This window comes from Xenorhabdus sp. TH1 (assembly GCF_037260955.1).
In the GTDB taxonomy this organism is placed as follows: Bacteria; Pseudomonadota; Gammaproteobacteria; order Enterobacterales; family Enterobacteriaceae; genus Xenorhabdus; species Xenorhabdus griffiniae.
On the sequence record NZ_CP147734.1, the window covers coordinates 1,683,613 to 1,706,662 of the forward strand.

2 protein-coding genes (1 of these 2 cut by a window edge) are annotated in these 23,050 nt (G+C 53.6%); both read right to left on the reverse strand.

Annotation, left to right across the window (positions count from 1 at the left end):
- A complete protein-coding gene (locus tag WDV74_RS07815) occupies positions 1-11,493 on the reverse strand; it encodes an amino acid adenylation domain-containing protein (RefSeq protein ID WP_338885384.1) in 11,493 nt (3,830 codons plus the stop codon).
- Positions 11,493-23,050 carry the 3' portion of a non-ribosomal peptide synthase/polyketide synthase gene (locus tag WDV74_RS07820; protein ID WP_338885385.1) on the reverse strand. The gene runs 11,107 nt beyond the window's last position, so the window shows 11,558 of its 22,665 coding nt (coding positions 11,108-22,665); its start codon lies beyond the right edge, outside the window; its stop codon occupies positions 11,493-11,495. The genes WDV74_RS07815 and WDV74_RS07820 overlap by 1 nt, the downstream gene beginning before the upstream one ends.

Consider the following 23,050-nt stretch of genomic DNA (forward strand, 5'->3'; position numbering starts at 1 on the left):
TCATCCATTCAACTGACTAAGTTTCTCAATATTCTGCCATAAGCGGGTTACCCATTGCTCGACATGGGGGGCAGACAATAGGGTCATATGATTGCCGGGCACAACGATCGTATCGAGTTCTGCCACCAGAAGACGCCATTGGGTTTCACGAGTTCTCCTTTCATCCTTATCGCCTTCCTCGGCATTAACCAGATGGACACGCCCCTCATAACGATCACGAGGAATATAACGGGTGTTCAGATTAGCCTGCATAACGTGAACAATCCCTTGCAACAATGATACTGGTGTTTTGGCCGGGAAAAGGCCTGCTTTGATCAGGGCACTGTGCAGATACTGAATTTGTTCATCCGCGGCCAGGTTAGCAAAATCTTGCCTGCTGAGCGGAAGCGGCTGATTTAATATCATATTATAGATATCGATCAACTCCATAATTGTCTCAATACGGTCGACTGACTTGAGGGCACTCCCTTGCTGGTCAGGCTCATCGGTATCGATAAGGATCAGATTAGATACCTGTTCTCCTTCCGCTTGCAATTGCAAGGCGATTTCAAAAGCAATCCAGCCGCCAAAAGAGTGGCCTAGCAGGTGATAAGGGCCATGAGGTTGGATTTGCCGGATATTTTGGATATAGGCACGAGCCGCGCCTTCAACACTGCGGTAAGGGGAATGATGTTCAATCGTGAACCCACGTGCCTGTAAAGCATATACCGGAAGTTGTGGTGGGAACGATAGGGCCAGTTCGAGCAGGCTGGACGGGCTAGCACCGGCACCCGGCAGGCAAAAGAGTGGCGATACGGATGGCGTACCCTGCTGGATCATAACCCGTGGATCGAAGGAAGGCATATCCGGTAAATTTTCAGTGATTGAATCCACGATTTGGTTGAGCAGGGGCGGGTGCATAATGGAAAAATGCGTCCCGCCGATAGGGTAGAGCACTGAATCGTGACCGACAATGCCATGCCAGCCGTGCCAACTGTCGCTGTTAACTAACTCCTCCGCCGTATAGAGGTGGACAGGTAAGGCGGATTTTTGCGCGCTATGCCTCCGACCAAGCTGTGAAATTATCTCAGCGGTATAGACACGCAGAAGAATATCTTCGCGTGTGATACCTGTCGGTAACCACTGGCGTTCGATACAGTGATTAAGTACCTGTTCCACGTTACTGAAATGGCGCAGCTCTGCCAACGCTTTCTCATCGTCAATCATCTTTTGGGTATACAGTGTGTGAATGATGAGTTCTATTCGTCTTGCTTCCTCGTTTACCGAGGATTCGACAGTGATTGAGGGTACACTATTCTCTTGGTGGGAATGATTATAGGAATCGATCATACCGAGAAACTCGACTGTTTCACCGTCACGGGTTAATTGTTGGGCTATTTCATAGGCAATCTCTCCGCCAATCGACCAGCCCATCAGACGATAAGGCCCTTGTGGTTGGAGGTGGCGAATGGCCTGAATATGGCAGGTGGCAAGTGCTTCAAGCGACTCTGGAGGATGTTCCAATGTATGAATACCAAGTGCCTGTAAGGCGTAGACCGGAAGTTCAGGGGGTAACAGGGTAGCCAAAGGAGAATATACCAAGGGATCGCCGGAAGTTTCGTGCACTAAGAATAAAGGCCGCAACGTGCCTGCCGGACTGAGTGGGACAGGATTTTCATCAAATGGGGATACGGGCATGACGAATGGTTCCTTAACAGTCAAGGCCAGATCACATAAGGTTGGATGGGCGAACAGGGTGGCCAATGAAACCTGCATATTTTGTTCGCGCATGTGATTCAACAACTGTACCGCGAGCAGTGAATGTCCACCAAGCTCAAAGAAATGGTCATGACGGCTAATCCTCTCCAGTCCTAGTAAATCTTGCCAGATTTTGGCCAAAGTGATTTCGGTCTTATCAATGGGAGATTCATAGCCCCGCACCGCGAAAGCGGACTGATCGGGAACAGGTAACGCCTGCCGGTCGAGTTTGCCATTAGGGGTGAGTGGGAAAGCGTCTAACGTAACAAAGGCACTGGGCAGCATATAGTCGGCAAGATATTGGGCGAGTTGCTGGCGCAGTTCCACAGGCACTAATTCACTCCCTTCTTGCGGTAACAGGTAAGCGACCAGTCGTTTTTGGCCGGGTTCATCTTCGCGGGCAATCACCGCCGCCTCACGTACTCCGTCACATTGCGTCAGTTTGGCTTCGATTTCTCCCAATTCAATGCGGAACCCGCGTAGTTTGACCTGAAAATCATTGCGGCCAAGGTATTCAATATTGCCATCCGGTAGCCAGCGGCCGAGGTCACCGGTTTTGTACATACGGGCGTCTGGTTGCGAAACGAAGGGATCAGTCAGGAAGCGCTCGGCGGTGAGTTCAGGCCGGTTCAGATAACCGCGCGCCACACCGGCACCGGCAATATAAATTTCCCCCGTTACGCCGCGCGGAACAGGCTGACCGTGTGCATCCAGAATATAAATCCGGGTATTGGCGATCGGACGACCAATCGGTGGTGGATTATCCTCTGCGGTGGCAACACAGGGATAGAGTGTGGCACAGACCGTGGTTTCCGTTGGTCCATAGGCATTAAGCATTTGCCGCCCGGGTGACCAGCGTTTGACCAGGGTTGGCGGACAGGCTTCGCCTCCCACTAGCAAAGTTTGCAAGGTATCGGGCAGGGAATCCATCGCGGCTAACGCAGTGGGTGACAAGAGAACATGGCTGATAGCCTGCTCGGTTAAGTAGTGAGACAGTATGGTTCCGGGCAAGAGATCAGCCCGTTTGGCCAAATAGAGACGAGCACCCGCCATTAAGGCCATGCAAGATTCCCAAATACAGGCATCGAAACTGTTTGAGGCAAACTGTAAAACGCGACTGTTGACGGTGAGTGCCAACGTATGTTGCTGGGTGGTGATTAAGTTGCACAGGCTTTGGTGTTCAATCATCACCCCTTTGGGTTGACCGGTCGAACCGGAAGTATAAATAACATAAGCCAGATGGTGTGATGCTAAACCCAATGCCTGCGCGTCTGGATTGCTGGTGGGTTGGGTTGACAGGCACGGTTCAGGGTTATCCAGCAAGACGGTGGGTAGGGTGTTAAACTGAACGAGCCACTCTGACTGGACCAACCCTGATTGGGTCAGTAAAGCCACCGGAGCGGCATCTTCCAGCATATAGGCCAGTCGTTCGGACGGGTAGGCCGGATCAAGTGGCACATAAGCTCCGCCCGCTTTGAGGATAGCCAGCAAGCCGACCACCATCTCCAGGCTGCGCTCGGCACAGAGGGCGACCCGATCATCCGGATGCACGCCCAATGCAATCAGATAATGGGCCAACTGATTGGCGCGGTGGTTTAACTCACCATAGCTCAGTGTCTGGTCTTCATAGACAACGGCAATCGCTTCGGGATGCTGGGCGGTTTGCATCTCAAACAATTGGTGGATCAACGCCTCTTGGGGGAAATCGGTTTGAGTCGTGTTGAAATCTGCCAGCACTTGTTGCCGCTCTGCCGCCGGTAAGATAGGGATATCCCGGATCGCTTGTTGTGGGTTGTGAATTAAGGCATCAACCAAACTGCTGATGGCAGTCGCCAGATAGGTGGTGATCCGTTCCGGTGCAATTTCACTGACAGTCAGCGCCGTGAGTTGGAAGCCGTTCCCCAAATCATCCACTGACAGGGTGATGGGATAGTTAGTGCGTTCCTTTGCGGTCAAAATACGTATGCCTGCCCAAGTAGTGTCAACTGCCTCGGTTTCACCCTCTGCCGTTTCATTCGAAGGGCCATGACGATAATTGAACAACGTGCTGAACAGCGGCATAGGTAACTCTACGCCACTGCACTGTTGTGCCAGCACCAATGGAGACTGCTCATGCTCCAGCAAGGTGGTCAGGTTGTGATAGGTATCTTGCACGATGTCTTGTACCGTGCGCCCAGCCAGAGAAATACGCAGGGGCAGGGTATTGATAAACATCCCCAATATTTGGTCAGATCCCGCGCCACCTTGCAAACGTCCCAGAAGTACGGAGCCAAACACCACATCATCCCGGCCGCTGGTGTGTGCTAACACTTGTGCCCACGCAACATGAAACAACACACTGGGGCTGACACCGAAACGACGTGCCTGAGTACGGATGGCTTTGGCCAGATCCGGTGCGATAGAGAGATGGCCCTCGGTAATAAGGTCGTTGTCAGTTTGTACCTTAAGTATCCCAAAGGGTGCGGTGGGTTCATTAATATCAGCCAGTTGGGCGCGGAAATAAGCCTCGTGGTCGGTGGTGGGTGTGCTCAAAATTTGGGCGATAAAATTACGATAAGGCAGTACCGTTGGCAGCTTCTCCGTCTTGCCTTGCAAGATAAGCGTAATTTCCGCCAAAATCAGCTCCAGTGTCAGATGGTCACTGACCAGATGATGAAAGCGCAGCGCCAGCAACCATTCATCTTGTGCCGGATTCGGGGCGATATCAGCAGTAAAGAGAGGAGCCTGGTTCAAATTGGTACGGTGCTGGCGTGGATCGGTGTGAGCCAGTAACTGCGCTGGAATGTCATCCGCCGAGGCAGGGATGAACTCATGGACAATCAGTGGTGCCTGGCGCCAGACCACTTGCACCGGTTGTGCCAGATCTTGCCAATAAGCGGCGGTGCGCAGGATATCATGCCGATCGATGACGTGTTGCAGCGCCGCTAAAAAGGCATTCAGGCGCTCACGGGTATCAAAAGCAAGCAAGCTTTGCAGCAGATAATTATCCCCTTGTGCCTGTAACAAATGATGGAACAGGATACCTTCCTGCAAGGGAGCCAGTGGATAGATATCCTGTACATTGCCTGCGCCACCGGGGATCTGCTCAACGAGGGTATCGATCTCAGCCTGAGAAAGAGAGACTAAAGGCAGCATATCGGGCGTGATAGCCGTACAATCTTCGGGGATACGGTTGGGTGGCACGACAAAGGCGCAGACCTCACGCTGGATAGCCTGAGCCATATCGGTAAGGACAGGTGAGGAGAATACGCTGCGAATATCGAGTTGCCAGCCCAGCTTACGTAGCTCTTCGGTTAGGCTGACAATCATCAGTGAATGGCCGCCGAGTTCAAAGAAATGGTCATGGCGGCTGACCTGTTTCAATCCCAAAAGTTTTTGCCAGATTTGGGCTAAGGCGATTTCTGTCTCACCGACAGGGGCTTCATAGCCGCGAGCAACAACCGCCGATAAATCGGGCGCTGGCAGAGCCTGGCGGTCGAGTTTACCGTTAGGGGTGAGCGGGAAAGTCTCTAAAGTGACAAAGGCGCTGGGCAGCATATAATCAGCGAGGTGCTGAGTCAGTTGCTGACGCAGTTTAGCCGGAACCAGTTCAGCCCCCTCTAACGGGCGCAAATAGGCCACCAGCCGTTTCTGGCCTGGCTCATCTTCACGGGCCAGTACCACGGCCTCGCGCACGCCGTCACATTGGTTGAGTCTGGCTTCGATTTCCCCCAGTTCAATGCGGAAGCCCCGTAGTTTGACCTGAAAATCATTGCGGCCAAGATATTCGATATTGCCATCGGACAGCCAGCGGCCGAGGTCGCCGGTTTTATACAGACGGGCATCAGGTTTTGAAGAGAACGGATCGGGCAGGAAGCGTTCAGCCGTGAGTTCAGGGCGATTCAGATAACCGCGGGCGACACCCACCCCGCCAATATAAATTTCCCCCGCTACCCCCATTGGAACGATTTCCCCGTGGGTATCCAGAATATGGATTTGGATATTGGCAATAGGCTGTCCAATCGGCACGTGCCCGATATAGCAATCCGGCACACACTGCCAGGCCGTGACATCAATAGCCGCCTCGGTGGGGCCATATAAATTGTGCAGTGCACTGTGAGGCAAGTGGGACAGACAGTGTTGTTGCAAGGCATAAGGCAGTGCTTCCCCACTGCATAAAATTTGGCGCAGGGAAAGACAGCGGCCGGCCGGAATGTAATGGAGGAAAATTTGCAACATGGATGGCACAAAATGGATCGTCGTGATGTGGCGGTTTTCTATCTCTTCCAATAAATAGTGTGGTTCTTGGTGGCCGCCGGGACGAGCCATCACTAATTGGGCACCAGACATCAGGGGAAGGAAGAATTCCCAAACAGAAACATCAAAACTAAACGGCGTTTTTTGTAAGACGCGATCGTGCGGGGTTAATTGGTAAGTCTCCTGTGCCCAGAGTAAACGGTTAACCACACCGCGGTGTTCATTCATCACGCCTTTGGGCTGCCCCGTGGAGCCAGAGGTGTAGATAACATAGGCCAGATGACGGGATGTCAGCCCCAGCGCCTGCGCGTCTGGATTATCAGCCGGTTGTGCGGCCAGAAACGATCCAGGGTTATTCAGGATCTTATCCAGCAAGATCACCGGCACGGTGCTGTCAAGTTTATCGCATAACGTGGCCTGCGTCAGTAAAACCACCGGTGCCGCATCGTCCAGCATATAGGTCAAACGCTCAGTGGGATAAGCGGGATCGAGTGGCACATAAGCGCCACCAGCCTTGAGGATAGCCAGTAACCCCACCACCATTTCCAGACTGCGTTCGGCACAAATGGCTATCCGATCGTCATGGTGGACACCCTGTTCAATCAGGTGATGCGCCAGACGATTAGCATGACGGTTCAATGCCTCATAGCTGAGAGACTGATCGCCACAAACGACGGCGGTTGCATTGGGTGTTTTTGCCACTTGTGCTTCAATTAATTGATGGAGCAGTGTCTCTTGCGGGAAATCAACTTGAGTGGCATTAAAACCGGTGAGCAGTTGTTGCCGTTCTGCTGCTGGTAAGATAGGAATATCCCGGATCCGCTGTTGTGGATTGTGAACCAGGGCATCGATCAAACCGCTGATGGCGGTCGCCAGATAGGTATTAATTCGTTCTGGTGCAATTTCGCTGACAGTCTGCGTCGTGAGCTGGAAGCCGTTCCCTAAATCATCCACTGACAGGGTGATGGGATAGTTAGTGCGCTCCTCTGCGGACAACGTCCGTATGCCTGTCCAAATGGTATCAACCGCCTCTGTTTCGCCAGAGGAACTATGACGATAATTGAGCAAGGAGCTGAACAGTGGCATGGGCTGTTCCACGCCACTGCAACGCTGTGCCAGCACTAACGGTGCTTGTTCATGTTCCAGCAAGGTGATCAAATTATGGTAGGTCTCCTGCACGATGTCTTGTACTGAACGCCCGTCCAGAGAGATACGCAGGGGCAGGGTGTTGATAAACATCCCCAGTATGCGATCAGCCCCCGCGCCACCTTGCAGTCGACCCAGTAGCACGGAGCCAAATACCACATCATCGCGGCCGCTGGTGTGGGCCAATACCTGCGCCCAGGCGACATGGAACAACACACTGGGACTGATTCCCAGCCGACGCGCTTGAGAGCGAATTGCCTTCGCTAACGTAGGGTTAAGCGGGAGACGGTGTGTGTTGATGACACTATTATCGCTGGGTACGTTGAGTATGCCGAAGGGGGTGGTGGGTTCATCAATATCCGCCAGTTGATCACGGAAATAGGCTTCATGTTCGGCTACTGGCACACTTAATGTTTGGGCAATAAAATTGCGGTAGGGCAGCATGGTGGGCAGTGTTTTTGCATTGCCCCGTAGGATTTGGGCAATTTCCGTTAAAATAAGCTCCAGGGTCAGATGGTCACTGACCAGATGATGGAAACGCAAGGCCAACAGCCATTCATCCTGTAGCGGATCATGGGCGATATCGGCGATAAACAGTGGGGCATGATTCAGATTGATACGGTGCTGACGCGGATCGGTGTAAGCCTGCAACTGTGCTGAAATATCATCTTGCGCAGCAGTTGGGGTAAAAATCTTGATATCCAATTGTGCCTGACGCCAAACCACTTGAACCGGTTGTTCCAATCCTTGCCAGAAGATAGCGGTACGCAGGATATCATGGCGGTTGATAACCTGTTGCAAGGCCGCCAGAAAGCTATCGAGGCGATCACGGGTATCGAAAGCGAGTAAACTTCGCAGCAGATAATTATCTCCCTGTGTTTGTAACAGATGATGGAACAGGATCCCTTCCTGCAATGGGGCTAGTGGGTAAATATCCTGTACATTACAGGCTCCACCGGAAACGCTATCAACGATGGCCTCGATCTCAGCTTGGGAAAGCGAAACCAATGGCAGCATATCGGGGGTAATGGCCGTACAATCTTCCGGGATCAGGTTGGGTGGCACCACGAAAGCTTGGGTGTCATGCTGGATAGCCTGGGCCATATCAGTGAGGACAGGAGAGGCGAACACGCTGCGGACATCGAGCAGCCAGCCCAAATTGCGCAGTTCTTCAACCAGGTTGACAATCATCAACGAATGGCCGCCGAGTTCAAAGAAATGGTCATGGCGGCTGACTTGTTTCAGATCTAAGAGTTTTTGCCAAATCTGTGCCAGGGCGATTTCTCTCTCTCCAACGGGCGCGGCATAGATGCGGGCGACGACGGCCGATAAATCCGGTGCCGGCAGCGCCTGACGGTTAAGTTTTCCATTGGGGGTGAGCGGGAACGTGTCTAACATGACAAACGCACTGGGTAACATGTATTCAGCAAGATGCTGGGTCAGTTGCTGGCGCAGTTCAGCCGGCACCAGTTCAATCCCCTCTTGTGGCCGCAGATAGGCCACCAGCCGTTTCTGGCCGGGTTCATCTTCGCGCGCCAGCACGACCGCTTCGCGTACGCCGTCACATTGGGTGAGCCTGGCTTCGATTTCCCCCAGTTCGATACGGAAGCCCCGTAACTTGACCTGAAAGTCATTGCGGCCAAGGTATTCAATATTGCCATCGGGCAGCCAGCGAGCCAGGTCGCCGGTTTTGTACATGCGGGCATCGGATTGCGAGGAAAACGGATCGGGCAGGAAGCGTTCGGCAGTCAGTTCAGGGCGATTGAGGTAACCGCGGGCTATGCCGTCACCGGCAATATAAATTTCACCTGCTACCCCGATAGGAACGGGTTGCCCCTGCGTATCCAAAATATAAATTTGGGTATTTGCGATGGGGCGCCCTATGGGGATTTTTCTGCTTTTACCTTCAACGTCCTCGTCTTCCATAACAGGAATTTCATAGGCGGTGGCAAACGTGGTTGTCTCGGTTGGCCCATACACATGCAGTAAGTATTTGGGGGGATGTTCGGTTCTGAGACGAATAGCCGGGCGGTTATCCGCCTGCTCACCGCCGAACAGGACATAGCGTAAGCCAGAGAGGGATGGCCCAATGAGTTCCGCGTATTGGTTAAACAAAGCGGTGGTCAGGAACAGGGCAGTGACCCCTTCCGATGACAGACACTGACCAAACTGTGTGGGCTGGAGCAAGACTTTTTCCGGGATAAGCACAATACGCGCCCCATGCACCAGCCCCGCCCATATTTCCCAGGTGGCGGCGTCAAATGAAACATTGGCGCAATGGGCAATACAGTCGTCAGGGCCAATCTCAGCAAAGCCACTGTTAATGATAAGACGCAGGACATTGCGATGTTCGACCATCACGCCTTTGGGTTGTCCCGTCGAGCCGGAGGTGTAAATCACATAAGCCAGATGGCGTGATGTCAGCCCCAATGTCTGGGTTTGCGGATTGTGCGTTGGCTGGGTTTCCAGTAACGCTTCCTGCGCATCAAGCATGATGATAGGCACCGTTGCAGTGACGCTGTCACGCAATCTATCGTATTGTGCGGTCTGGGTGAGTAACACCACCGGGGCGGCATCGTCCAGCATATAAGCCAGCCGGTCGGTGGGATAAGTTGGATCGAGCGGCACATAGGCGCCACCGGCCTTAAGGATGCCCAGCAAGCCCACGATGGCGTCCAGACTGCGTTCAGCACACATCGCCACCCGATCATCCGGCCGCACGCCGACAGTCATCAAGTAATGGGCCAACTGGTTAGCACGATGATTTAACTCACTGTAGCTCAGGGTCTGGTTTTCATAGGTGACCGCAATGCGGTCGGGATGCTGCGCCGCTTGTGCTTCAAACAGCGAGTGGATCAACGCGTTTTGCGGGAAATCGGCCTGAGTGGCATTAAAATCCACCAGCAGTTGTTGCCGTTCTGGGGTGGGCAGCAGGGGCAACGTGGCAATGCGTTGGGTGTCATCCGCCACTATTGCAGCCAGCACGTTGTTGAAATAACCAGCTATCCGCTCAACGGTAGCGGCATCGAATAAATCGGTGGCATATTCCAGCTCACCAACCAGACCGGTCTCGGTTTCACTCAGTGATAAGGTTAAGTCAAAATGTGCACTATAATGCTTCTGGGTAATCGTCGTCAGTTGCAACCCCGGCAGGGTCAACTCTTGGGCTGGGGTGTTGTTTAAGGCCAGCATCACCTGAAAGAGCGGATTGTAGCTTAAACTGCGTTCCGGCTGGAGCGCTTCTACCACCTGCTCGAAGGGCAGATCCTGATGGCTATAGGCGGCCAGCGCCCGCTCCCGCACCTGGGCCAGTAAATCGGCCACACTGAGATCATCATTGAAGGTAATGCGTAAGGCCAGCGTATTAACAAAGAATCCCATCAACCCTTCCAGTTCCTGGTGTGGACGGTTAGCGACGGGGGTGCCAATAACAATATCATTCTGCCCACTAAGCCGAGCCAGTACCAGACTCCAGGCACTGAGCACCGTCATAAACAAGGTAGTATGATGACGCTGTCCAAGTTCCTTCAGTGAAGCCAATAAGTTTGCATCAATGTGCACTGGCACTTGGTTGCCCGCATAGGTTTGTACTGCCGGACGTGGCCGGTCGGTTGGGAGGGTGAGTAAGGCCGGCGCGTCAGCAAGCTGGGTGCACCAGAAATCACGTTGTTTAGTGAAGGCCATGCCTTGTAACTGCTCCTGTTGCCAGACCGCATAATCAGCATACTGGATCGGCAGGGGAGGCAAAGGATCAGGCTGGCCGTCAAGGGCTGCACGGTAAAAGGTGACCAGTTCTTGCACCAACACACCGACAGACCAGCCGTCAGTGATAATGTGATGCAGGGTCAGCAACAGCACATGCTCGTCGTCGGCCAGTTGCAGCAGTTGGCCACGGATCAGCGGGCCTTGGGCAAAATCGAAGGGCGCCTGTGCCTCGCTATTGGCGAGTTCGGCAACACGCTGGGTACGCAAGACGGGATCGATCGGGCGCAGGTCGTGGCAGGACAGGGCAAAACCGATATCAGCCGGATCGATATGCTGGCGGGGCTGGCCTGCTACCAGAACAAAACGGGTACGCAGGCTTTCATGACGGGCAATCAGGCGATCCAGTGCTGCTTTCAGCACAGGGTAGTTTAGCTGGCCAGTGAGGCGTAATGACACTGGCAGATGATAAGCCTGGCTGGCTGCCGGATCGAGCTGGCTGATAAACCACAGCCGCTGCTGGGCAAAAGAAAGTGGCAGGGGTTGATGCCTGTCCGTGGGTTTAATGAATGCCGGTTGCTGTTGCCCCTCGCGGGCTTTCAGTTGTTCTTCAAGTTTTTTCTCCAGAACCGCACGTTTCAACTCATCGATATTCATATTGATCTTCGTCATTATTTACTGCCTCCACGGGTCTCTTTCCCGCTTAAAATGGCCATCAATTCTTCTGCTGACAGTGAGTCAAGATCGTCTTGGATGGACTCAAGTTCGTTTCCCCCTACGACATTCATTTGCGCTGAGAGAATGACGTTGGCTTGCTCGATTAATGTGGGGGAGGTGAATAACGCTGTCAGAGGGATATTGACCAAGAATCTGTCTTGTATGCGGGTTATCAGTCTGACGACCATCAGCGAGTGGCCGCCGAGTTCGAAGAAGTGGTCGTAGCGACTGACACGCTCCAGTCCTAGCAGGTCTTGCCAGATTTGCGCCAACGCGGTTTCTATTCCACCTTGTGGCGGTTCGTAACCTTGGGTGACCACAGCCGCCAGATCCGGCGCAGGCAGGGCCTGACGGTCAAGTTTGCCATTGGGGGTCAGGGGGAAATCCGTGAGCGTGACAAAGGCACTGGGCAACATATAGTCAGCAAGATGTTGGGCGAGTTGCTGGCGCAGCTCCGCCGGCGCTAATTCAACCCCTTCCTGCGGTAACAGGTAAGCGACCAGCCGTTTCTGGCCGGGTTCATCTTCGCGCGCCAACACAATTGCTTCGCGCACACCATCACATTGGCTGAGTCGGGTTTCAATTTCCCCCAGTTCGATACGGAAGCCACGCAGCTTGACCTGAAAATCATTACGGCCAAGGTATTCAATATTGCCATCGGGCAGCCAGCGGCCGAGATCGCCGGTTTTGTACATGCGGTCATCGGGTTGCGAAGAGAACGGATCGGGCAGGAAGCGCTCGGCGGTGAGTTCAGGTCGGTTCAGATAACCACGCGCCACACCGGCACCGGCAATATAAATTTCTCCTGCCACACCACGAGGAACGGGCTGGCCGTGTGCATCCAGAATATAAATTCGGGTATTGGCGATCGGGCGGCCAATCGGTGGCGGATTATCTGTTGCACTCTCATCGGAAGAGGTACAAGGGTAGAGTGTGGCACAGATCGTGGTTTCCGTTGGCCCATAGGCATTAAGCATTTGCCGCCCGGGTGACCAGCGTTTGACCAGGGTTGGCGGACAAGCCTCTCCCCCTACCAGTAGGGTTTGCAAGGTATTGGGCAGGGAATCCATTGCAGCCAACGCAGTCGGTGACAAGAGAACATGGCTGATGGCCTGGTCTGTTAAGTAACTGGACAGTATGGCTCCCGGCAACAAATGGGTTCGTTTGGCCAGATAGAGACGAGCACCCGCCATTAAAGCCATACAACATTCCCAGACACTGGCATCGAAGCTGTTTGAGGCAAACTGTAAGACGCGACTGTCGGTGGTGAGTGACAGGGTATGTTGCTGGGTGGCTATCAAATTGCACAGGCTTTGGTGTTCAATCATCACCCCTTTCGGTTGCCCGGTTGAACCAGAAGTATAAATAACATAAGCCAGATGGTGTGATGCCAAACCCAGTGTTTGTGCATCTGGATTATCAGCGGATTGTAGTGCCAGGCGCGGTTCATGGTCATCCAGCAAGAGGGTTGGCAAGGTATCAATCTGAGTGAGCCATTCTGACTGAGCCAGCCCTGATTGGGTCAATAAAGCCACGGGGGCGGCATCGTCCAGCATATAGACCAACCGTTCAGCCGGATAAGCGGGATCGAGTGGCACATAAGCGCCGCCGGCTTTGAGGACAGCCAGTAAGCCAACCACCATTTCCAAACTGCGCTCAGTACAGAGGGCGACCCGATCATCCGGCCGCACGCCCAGCGCAATCAGATAATGGGCCAACTGATTGGCGCGATGGTTTAATTCACCATAACTCAGTGTCTGGTCTTCGTAGATGACAGCAAGGGTATCGGGATGCTGTGCGGCCTGTGCCTCAATGAGTTGGTGAATCAACGTTGCTTGTGGGAAATCAACTTGGGTGGCGTTGAAATCGGTCAGCACTTGTTGCTGCTCTGCTGCCGGTAAGATGGAAATATCCCGGATCGCTTGTTGCGGATTGTGAATTAGGGCATCTATCAAGCCGCTGATAGCCGTCGCCAGATAGGCGTTGATTTGTTCTGGCACAATTTCAGTGATGGTCAGAGCCGTTAATTGGAAATCCTCCCCTAAATCATCGATTGATAAGGAGATAGGATAATTAGTCCGCTCTTCTGCCGACAAAACACGTATACCTGCCCAAGTGTTCTCAACCGCCTCGGTTTCCCCTGCTTCCGTTCCATTCGAAAAGCTGTGACGATAATTCAGTAAGGTGCTAAACAGCGGCATGGGTTGCTCCACGCCACTGCACTGTTGTGCCAACACTAATGGGGCTTGCTCATGCTCCAGCAAGGCGGTCAGGTTGTGGTAGGTTTCCTGCACAATGTCTTGTACCGTGCGCCCGTCCAGAGAAATACGCAAGGGCAGGGTATTGATAAACATCCCCAGTATTTGATCCGCTCCCGCACCGCCTTGCAGACGGCCCAGTAGTACGGAACCAAACACCACGTCATCGCGGCCGCTGGTCTGTGCCAGCACCTGCGCCCACGCAATATGGAACAACACACTGGGGCTGACACCAAAACGACGCGCCTGCGTACGAATGGCTTTAGCCAGATCCGGTGCGATAGCGAGATGCGCTTTAGTGACAAGGTCGTTGCCAATTTTGACATTCAGTACCCCAAACGGCGCAGTGGGTTCGTCAATATCCGCCAGTTGGGCGCGGAAATAAGCTTCATGCTCGGTGGTTGGCGTATTCAAGGTTTGGGCAATAAAGTTGCGGTAAGGCGATATCGGTGGCAACTTCTCTGACTTTGCCTGCAAGATAAGCGCAATTTCCGCAAAAATCAGCTCCAGTGTCAGATGGTCACTGACCAGATGATGGAAGCGGAGTGCCAGTAACCATTCATCTTGTGCCGGATCATGGGCGATATCGGTGGCAAAGAGGGGCGCCTGGTTCAAATTGATGCGGTACTGGCGGGGATCGGTGTGAGCCAGTAATTGTGCTGGAATATCGTCCGTCGTCGCAGCGGGGAATTCACGGAGAGTCAGTTGTGCTTGGCGCCAGACCACCTGCACCGGCTGTTCCAGTCCTTGCCAATAAATTGCCGTGCGCAGGATATCATGGCGGTTGATAACCTGCTGCAAGGCTTTCAGGAAGCTGTCGAGACGATCACGGGTATCGAAAGCGAGTAAGCTTTGTTGCAGATAATTATCCCCCTGGGTTTGTAGCAGATGATGGAACAGGATGCCTTCCTGTAACGGCGCCAGTGGATAGATATCCTGTACATTGTCTGCACCCCCGGGGATCTGCTCAACGAGGGTATCAATCTCAACTTGGGAGAGCGCGATTAAAGGCAGCATATCGGGCGTGATAGACGTACAATCTTTGGGGATACGATTAGGTGGTACGACAAATATGCTGGCCTCCCGCTGGATAACTTGTGCCATATCAACGAGGATCGGGGCAACAAAAACACTGCGAACATCAAGTTGCCAGCCCAGCTTGCGCAGCTCTTCGATCAGACTGACAATCATCAGCGAATGGCCGCCAAGTTCAAAGAAATGGTCATGGCGGCTGACCTGTTTCAACCCCAGGAGTCTTTGCCAGATTTGGGCTAAGGCGATTTCTGTCTCACCAATGGGGGCTTCATAGCTGCGTGTGGCAACCGCCGATAAATCAGGAGCAGGCAAGGCCTGACGGTCGAGTTTACCGTTAGGGGTGAGCGGGAAAGTCTCTAAAATGACAAAGGCGCTGGGTAGCATATAGTCAGCGAGGTATTGAGCGAGTTGCTGGCGTAGTTCAGTGGGGACTGGTTCAATTCCCTCCAGCGGCCGCAGATAAGCAACCAACCGTTTCTGGCCGGGCTCATCTTCGCGGGCCAGCACTACCGCCTCACGCACACCGTGACACTGCATGAGCCGTGCCTCGATTTCCCCCAGTTCGATACGGAAGCCGCGCAACTTGACCTGAAAATCATTGCGGCCGAGGTATTCGATATTGCCGTCGGGCAGCCAACGGCCGAGATCGCCAGTTTTGTACATGCGGGCATCGGGCTGTGAAGAGAACGGATCGGCCAGGAAGCGTTCAACGGTGAGTTCAGGGCGATTCAGATAACCGCGGGCAATACCCAACCCGCCAATATAAATTTCGCCCGTCACACCAAGCGGAACGGGTTGACCTTGTGTATCCAGAATATAAATTTGCGTATTCGCGATAGGCCGGCCTATCGGTGGGACTCTTTCATCCTGGGGATCACATGGGGTGAGAGTCGCACAGACAGTGGATTCCGTCGGCCCATAAGCATTGATAATGATCCGCTGGTCTGTTGCCCAACGCTTGATCAACGACGATGGGCAAGCCTCACCGGCCAGCACCAGAGTGGTCAGGTTGGGTAATTCAGCATCCGGCGTTAAGGCACTGGCGGCCACGGGGGGTAGGGTGACATGCGTGATCGCCTGAGTTTTCAAGGTATTCATCAGCGCTTCACCGGGTAATAGCGCTTCACGGGATGCCAGGACAAGACAGGCTCCTTGGCACAGTGTAGTAGCAATTTCAGAGATACAGGCATCAAAGCTGAAAGAAGCAAATTGCAATAGACGGGTATTGGCTGTGATATGGAATGCCTCAATTTGTGCCTGAGTGAGGTTGTACAGCCCACGGTGCTCAACCATCACGCCTTTGGGCTGACCCGTGGAGCCAGAGGTGTAGATAACATAGGCCAGATGGTGTGAAGTTAACCCCAGTGCACAGGCATCAGGATCACTGATTGCGCAGGTATCGAGAGAGACGGTGTCAAGCAGCACGGTAGGCAGGTCGCTGCTGAGTGTCCCAACTAACGACACTTGGGTAAGCAACGCCACGGGAGAAGCATCATCCAACATATAGGCCAGCCGTTCGGCTGGATAGGCCGGATCGAGCGGCACATAAGCTGCCCCAGCCTTAAGAATACCCAGTAATCCCACCACCATCTCCAAACTGCGTTCGACACAGATGGCGATTCGATCATCCGGACGCACGCCCAGCGCAATCAGGTAATGGGCTAACTGATTGGCACGGCGGTTTAACTCACCATAGCTGATCGTTTGTTCCCCAAAAACAACGGCGGTCGCTTGAGGACACCGTGCTGCCTGTGCTTCAAACTGCTGGTGGATCAACGCGTCTTGTGGGAAGTCCACCTGAGTGGCATTGAAGTCCACCAGCAATTGTTGCCGTTCTGATGCGGGCAGCATTGGCAACGTGGCAATCCGCTGTGTTTCATCTGCCACCATGGCGGTCAGCACATTGTTGAAATAACCGGCTATGCGTTCAACAGTTACGGTGTCGAATAAATCGGTGACATATTCCAGCTCACCAATCAGACCAGTTTCGGTTTCAGTCAATGACAAGGTCAAATCAAAGTGAGCGCTGGGGTGCATTTGTTCAATCGGCGCGCATTGGACATCAGGAAATGCCAGCGACTGGGCAGGGGTATTATTTAAGGCCAGCATTACCTGGAAAATCGGGCTATAGCTAAGATTGCGTTCGGGTTGTAGCGCTTCCACTACCTGCTCAAAGGGCAAATCTTGATGGGCATAAGCCGCCAGCGCCCGCTCCCGAACTTGGGCAAGCAGATCGGCCACACTGAGATCATCATTGAAGGTGACGCGTAAAGCCAGCGTATTAACGAAGAAACCGATTAGCCCTTCAAGCTCATGGTGCGGACGATTAGCAACCGGTGTGCCGATCACGATATCATCTTGACCACTGAGCCGGGCTAGCACGATGCTCCAGGCACTGAGCACCGTCATAAACAACGTTGAGTGATGGCGTAGTCCCAGTTTTTTCAGTGAGTCCAATAAATCGGCATTAACGTATACAGGAACTCGGCTGCCAACAAAGGATTGTACTGCCGGGCGTGGCCGGTCGGTCGGGAGCGTCAGTAAGGCAGGCGTTCCTGCCAGTTGGGTGCACCAGAAATCACGTTGTGTCGTGAGTGCGCCCTCTTGCAGCCAATGACGTTGCCAGACGGTATAATCAGCATACTGAATGGGCAGTGGCGGTAAAGGCGTATCTTGACCATCAAGGATGGCACGGTAAAAAACACTGAGTTCATGTACCAGTACACCAATGGACCAGCCATCAGAAATAATATGATGCTGCGTGAGCAACAAGACATGTTCTTCGTCTGCCAATTGCAGCAAATGGCCACGGATCAGCTGTTCTTGGGTGAAGTCAAAAGGCGTCTGTGCTTCGAGTGCCGTTAATTCCGCAATGCAGCTATCTTGTGCTTGCGGTGCCAATAGGCGCAGATCTTGGTAAGGCAGGGTGAAGCCAATATCCGCCGGATCAATGTGCTGGCAAGGTTGGCCGTCAACCAGCACAAAGCGGGTACGCAAGTTTTCATGGCGGGTGATTAATTGGTTGAATGCACCGGTTACGGCCGGACGATGAAGCGCCCCTGTCAGGCGCAATGCCACAGGAATATGATAAGCCAGGCTGGCCGCCGGATCGAGTTGGCCGAGGAACCAGAGCCTTTGTTGAGCAAAGGACAGGGGCAACGGCTGGCTGCGATCAGCAACGGGGATCACGATCTGCGCCATTGTTGAAGCACCAGTGAGTGTTTGTGCTAAATGCATCAAAACGGGTTGGTCAAAAAGTTGCTGTAGTGACAAATCCCGGGCTAACTTTTGGTGTATCTGTGTGACGAGTTGGATAGCAAGCAGGGAATGGCCGCCAAGTTCAAAGAAATGATCATGACGCCCCACGCGTTCTAAGCCTAACAATGCTTGCCAAATCTGGGCTAAGGTGATTTCTATTTCGCCCACCGGAGCGACATAATCTTGCGCTACCACTGCCGATAAATCCGGTGCTGGCAGGGCCTTGCGATCCAGTTTGCCATTGGGAGTCAGTGGGAAAGACGCCAGCGTGACAAAGGCGCTGGGGAGCATGTATTCCATTAAACTGGCACTCAATTGTTCGCGCAGTTCAGTGGGGTTGAGTGTGACGTCCGGTTGTGGAATAAGGTAAGCCACCAGACGCTCATCGCCGTTTTCCTCTTCGCGGGCGATCACTACCGCTTCCCTCACGCCTTCACAGTCAACCAGCCGGTTTTCAATTTCGCCCAGTTCAATGCGGAAACCACGTATCTTGACCTGAAAATCATTGCGGCCAAGGTATTCGATATTGCCATCGGGCAGCCAACGACCGAGGTCACCGGTCTTGTACAGGCGGGCATTTGGCGCGGTTGAAAAAGGATCGGGAATAAAACGTTCTGCCGTCAGTTCCGGCCGGTTGAAGTAACCGCGGGACACACCCGCACCGCCAATGTAAATCTCACCGTTCACCCCAAGAGGCACTGGCTGTCCCTGGGCATCCAGGATATAAATCTGGGTATTGGCGATCGGTTTTCCGATGGGAATGTTGTCAACAATACTTGCCTGATGACGGGTATCAAACGTGATGCAACCCACCACCGTTTCAGTGGGGCCATATTCGTTGATAATGCGTGATCCTGGTGACAGATCACGCCAAAGTGCAACGACGGATTGAGGAAGTGCCTCCCCGCCGACGATGAAGCAACGGGCAGGACATGTCCGTTTTTCCGCCAGTAATCCCTTGCCTATTGCCGCGAAATGGGTTGGGGTGACATTAACCAGTGTGGTGGGTGCCATTGAGGGGGATAACAATGCGGGCACCAATTCAGTCAGCGTCTGTCCTTCACGGATAAGGTGCAGTTTGCCGCCGCACAGCAGGGGTAAATAGAGGCTGGAGACGGTGGCGTCAAAAGCAAACGGGGATGACACGATGCTATCGGTCGGTCTGGTTGTGACATAATAACTCAGCCCCCATTGCAGGTAATTTCTGAACCCGGCGTGTTCAACCATGACGCCTTTGGGTTGACCCGTTGAGCCAGAGGTATAAATCACATAGGCCAGGTGATGTGGAGCCAGCCCTAGCGTTTGTGGATCAGGGTTATCTTCCATACCCTTGTCGAAAACCAGATCATCAAGTAACACAAGCGGCAGGCGGTTGCCTAGCTTGTCAAGTAGTGACGTCTGGGTCAGTAATACCACTGGTGTCGCATCATCCAGCACATAGGCCAGCCGTTCGGGCGGATAAGTGGGGGAAAGCGGGACATAAGCCCCACCGGCCTTGAGGACAGCCAGCAGGCCAATCACCATTTCCGGGCTACGTTCGACACAAATGGCTACCCGATCATCGGGACGTACCCCCAGCCCAATCAGGTGATGGGCTAACTGATTGGCACGGCGGTTTAATTCACCATAGCTCAGCGTCTGGTTTTGATAGACGACAGCGATCGCGTCGGGACATTGTGCGGCCTGCGCTTCAAACAGCAGGTGGATAAACACCTCCTGTGACAAATCCATTTGAGTGGCATTGAAATCCACCAGCAGTTGTTGCCGCTCCGCCGCCGGTAAGATGGAGATATCCCGTATTGCTTGTTGCGGGTTGTGAACCAAGGCATCGACCAAACCGCGGATAGCTGTCGCCAGATAGGCGTTGATGCGTTCTGGCATAATTTCGGTTATGGTCAAGGTAGTGAGTAGGAAATCGTCCCCTAAATCATCGACTGATAAGGAGATAGGATAGTTAGTGCTCTCTTCTGCGGACAAAATACGTATGCCTGTCCAAGTGGCATCAACCTCTTCTGTTGCATTTAAAGCGCTATGACGATAATTCAGTAAGGTACTGAACAGCGGCATGGGTTGCTCCACACCACTGCACTGTTGTGCCAGCACTAATGGGGCTTGTTCATGCTCCAGCAAGGCGGTCAGATTGTGATAGGTATCCTGCACGATGTCTTGTACCGTGTGTCCATCCAGCGAGATGCGCAGGGGCAGGGTGTTAATAAACATGCCCAGTATTTGGTCCGCCCCGGCACCACCTTGCAGACGTCCCGATAGCACGGAGCCAAATACCACGTCATCACGACCACTGGTCTGAGCCAACACTTGCGCCCATGCCACATGGAATAGCACACTGGGGCTGACGCCTAACCGACGCGCCTGCGTGCGAATGGCTTTGGCCAGATCAGGGGTGATAGGGAGACGAGCCTCAGCCACGCAGTCGTTGTCAGGATGCACCTTGAGCACCCCAAAGGGTGCGGTGGGTTCATCAATATCCGCCAGTTGGGTGCGGAAATAAGCCTCATGATCAGCGGTCGGGGTAGCCAGGGTTTGAGCGATAAAGTTGCGGTAAGGCAGTACCGCTGGCAGCCTCTCCGTCTTGCCCTGCAAGATAAGCGCGATTTCCGCCAAAATCAGCTCTAAGGTCAGATGGTCACTGACCAGATGATGGAAGCGTAGCGCCAGCAGCCATTCATCCTGTGCCGGATTCGGGGCGATATCGGCGGCAAACAGGGGCGCCTGATTTAAATTGATACGGTGCTGGCGTGGATCGGTATGGCGCTTGAGTTGGGTGACAACGTCACCCGTTGTAGTGGGGGTGAAGATGTTAACCTTAAGCGGTGCCTGACGCCAAACCACTTGCACCGGTTGTGCCAGTTCTCGCCAGCAAACGGCGGTACGCAGAATATCATGGCGGTCGATAACCCGTTGCAACGCCGCTAAAAAGGCATTGAGGCGCTCACGGGTATCGAACGCGAGCACGCTTTGCAGCAGATAATTATCCCCCTGGGTCTGTAACAGATGATGGAACAAAATCCCTTCCTGTAACGGCGCGAGGGGATAGATATCCTGCACATTGGCGCCGCCACCCGGAACAGTCGTCACGATGGCATCAATTTCAGTCTGGGACAGGGAAACCAAAGGCAGCATGGCGGGGGTAATGTCTGTGCACTCTTCAGCGATGAGATTGGGGGGCACGACAAAGGTGTTGGCATCACGCCGGACAGTCTGCGCCATATCAATCAGGACAGGGGCGACGAAAACACTGCGAACGTCGAGCTGCCAGCCCAGATTGCGCAGTTCTTCGATCAGGCTGACAATCATCAGTGAATGGCCACCGAGTTCGAAGAAGTGGTCATGGCGCCCAACTCGCTCCAGCCCCAATAATTTTTGCCAAATCTGGGCGAGGGTAATTTCCATCTCACCGACAGGGCTTGCATAATGGCGTACCACAATGGCGGATGAATCGGGAGCAGGCAAAGCCTGACGGTCAAGTTTGCCATTGGGCGTTAAAGGGAAAGAGGCCAACGTGACAAAAGCGCTGGGTAACATATAGTCGGCAAGGTGTTGGGCGAGTTGCTGGCGCAGTTCAGCCGGCACCAGCTCCACGCCCTCCCGTGGTCGCAGATAGGCTACCAGCCGTTTCTGATTTGGCTCATCTTCACGGGCCAATACCACGGCTTCGCGCACGCCATGACATTGTTCCAGTTTTGCCTCGATTTCCCCCAATTCAATGCGGAAGCCCCGCAGTTTGACCTGAAAATCATTGCGGCCAAGGTATTCGGTATTGCCATCGGGCAGCCAGCGACCGAGGTCACCGGTCTTGTACAGGCGGGCATTTGGCGCGGTTGAAAAAGGATCGGAAATAAAACGTTCTGCCGTCAGTTCCGGTAGGTTGAAGTAACCGCGGGACACACCCGCACCGCCAATGTAAATCTCACCGGCTACCCCAAGAGGCACCGGCTGTCCCAGGGCATCCAGGATATAAATCTGGGTATTGGCGATCGGTTTTCCGATAGGAATGTTGTCAACGATACTTGCCTGATGGCGGGTATCAAACGTGATGCAACCCACCACCGTTTCAGTGGGGCCATATTCGTTGATAATGCGTGATTCTGGTGACAGCTCACGCCAAAGTGCAACGACGGATTGGGGAAGTACCTCCCCGCCGACGATGAAGCAACGGGCAGGACACGTCCGTTTTTCTGTTAGTAATCCCTTACCTATTGCCGCGAAATGGGTTGGGGTGACATTAACCAGAGTGGTGGGTGCCATTGAGGGGGATAACAATGCGGGCACCAATTCAGTCAGCGTCTGACCTTCACGGATAAGGTGTAGTTTGCCGCCACACAGCAGGGGTAAATAAAGGCTGGAGACGGTGGCATCAAACGCAAACGGGGATGACACGATACTGTCGGTCGGTCTGGTCGTGACATAATAACTCAGCCCCCATTGCAGGTAATTTCTGAATCCGGCGTGTTCAACCATGACGCCTTTGGGTTGACCCGTTGAGCCAGAGGTATAAATCACATAGGCCAGGTGATGTGAAGTCAGCCCCAGCGTTTGTGGATCAGGGTTATCTTCTGTCCCCTTGTCGAAAACCAGAGCATCAAGTAACACATGTGGCAGGCGGGTGCCTAGCCTGTCAAGTAGTGACGTCTGGGTCAGTAAGACCACCGGTGCGGTATCGTTCAGCACATAGGCCAGCCGTTCGGGCGGATAAGTGGGGGAAAGCGGGACATAAGCCCCTCCCGCCTTAAGGACAGCCAGCAGGCCAATCACCATTTCCGGGCTGCGTTCGACACAAATGGCAACCCGATCATCAGGACGTACCCCCAACCCAATCAGGTGATGGGCTAACTGGTTGGCACGGCGGTTTAATTCACCATAGCTGATCGTTTGTTCCTCAAATACAGTGGCGATAGCTTCAGGATGTTGTGCGGCCTGCGCTTCAACTAGTTGGTGGATCA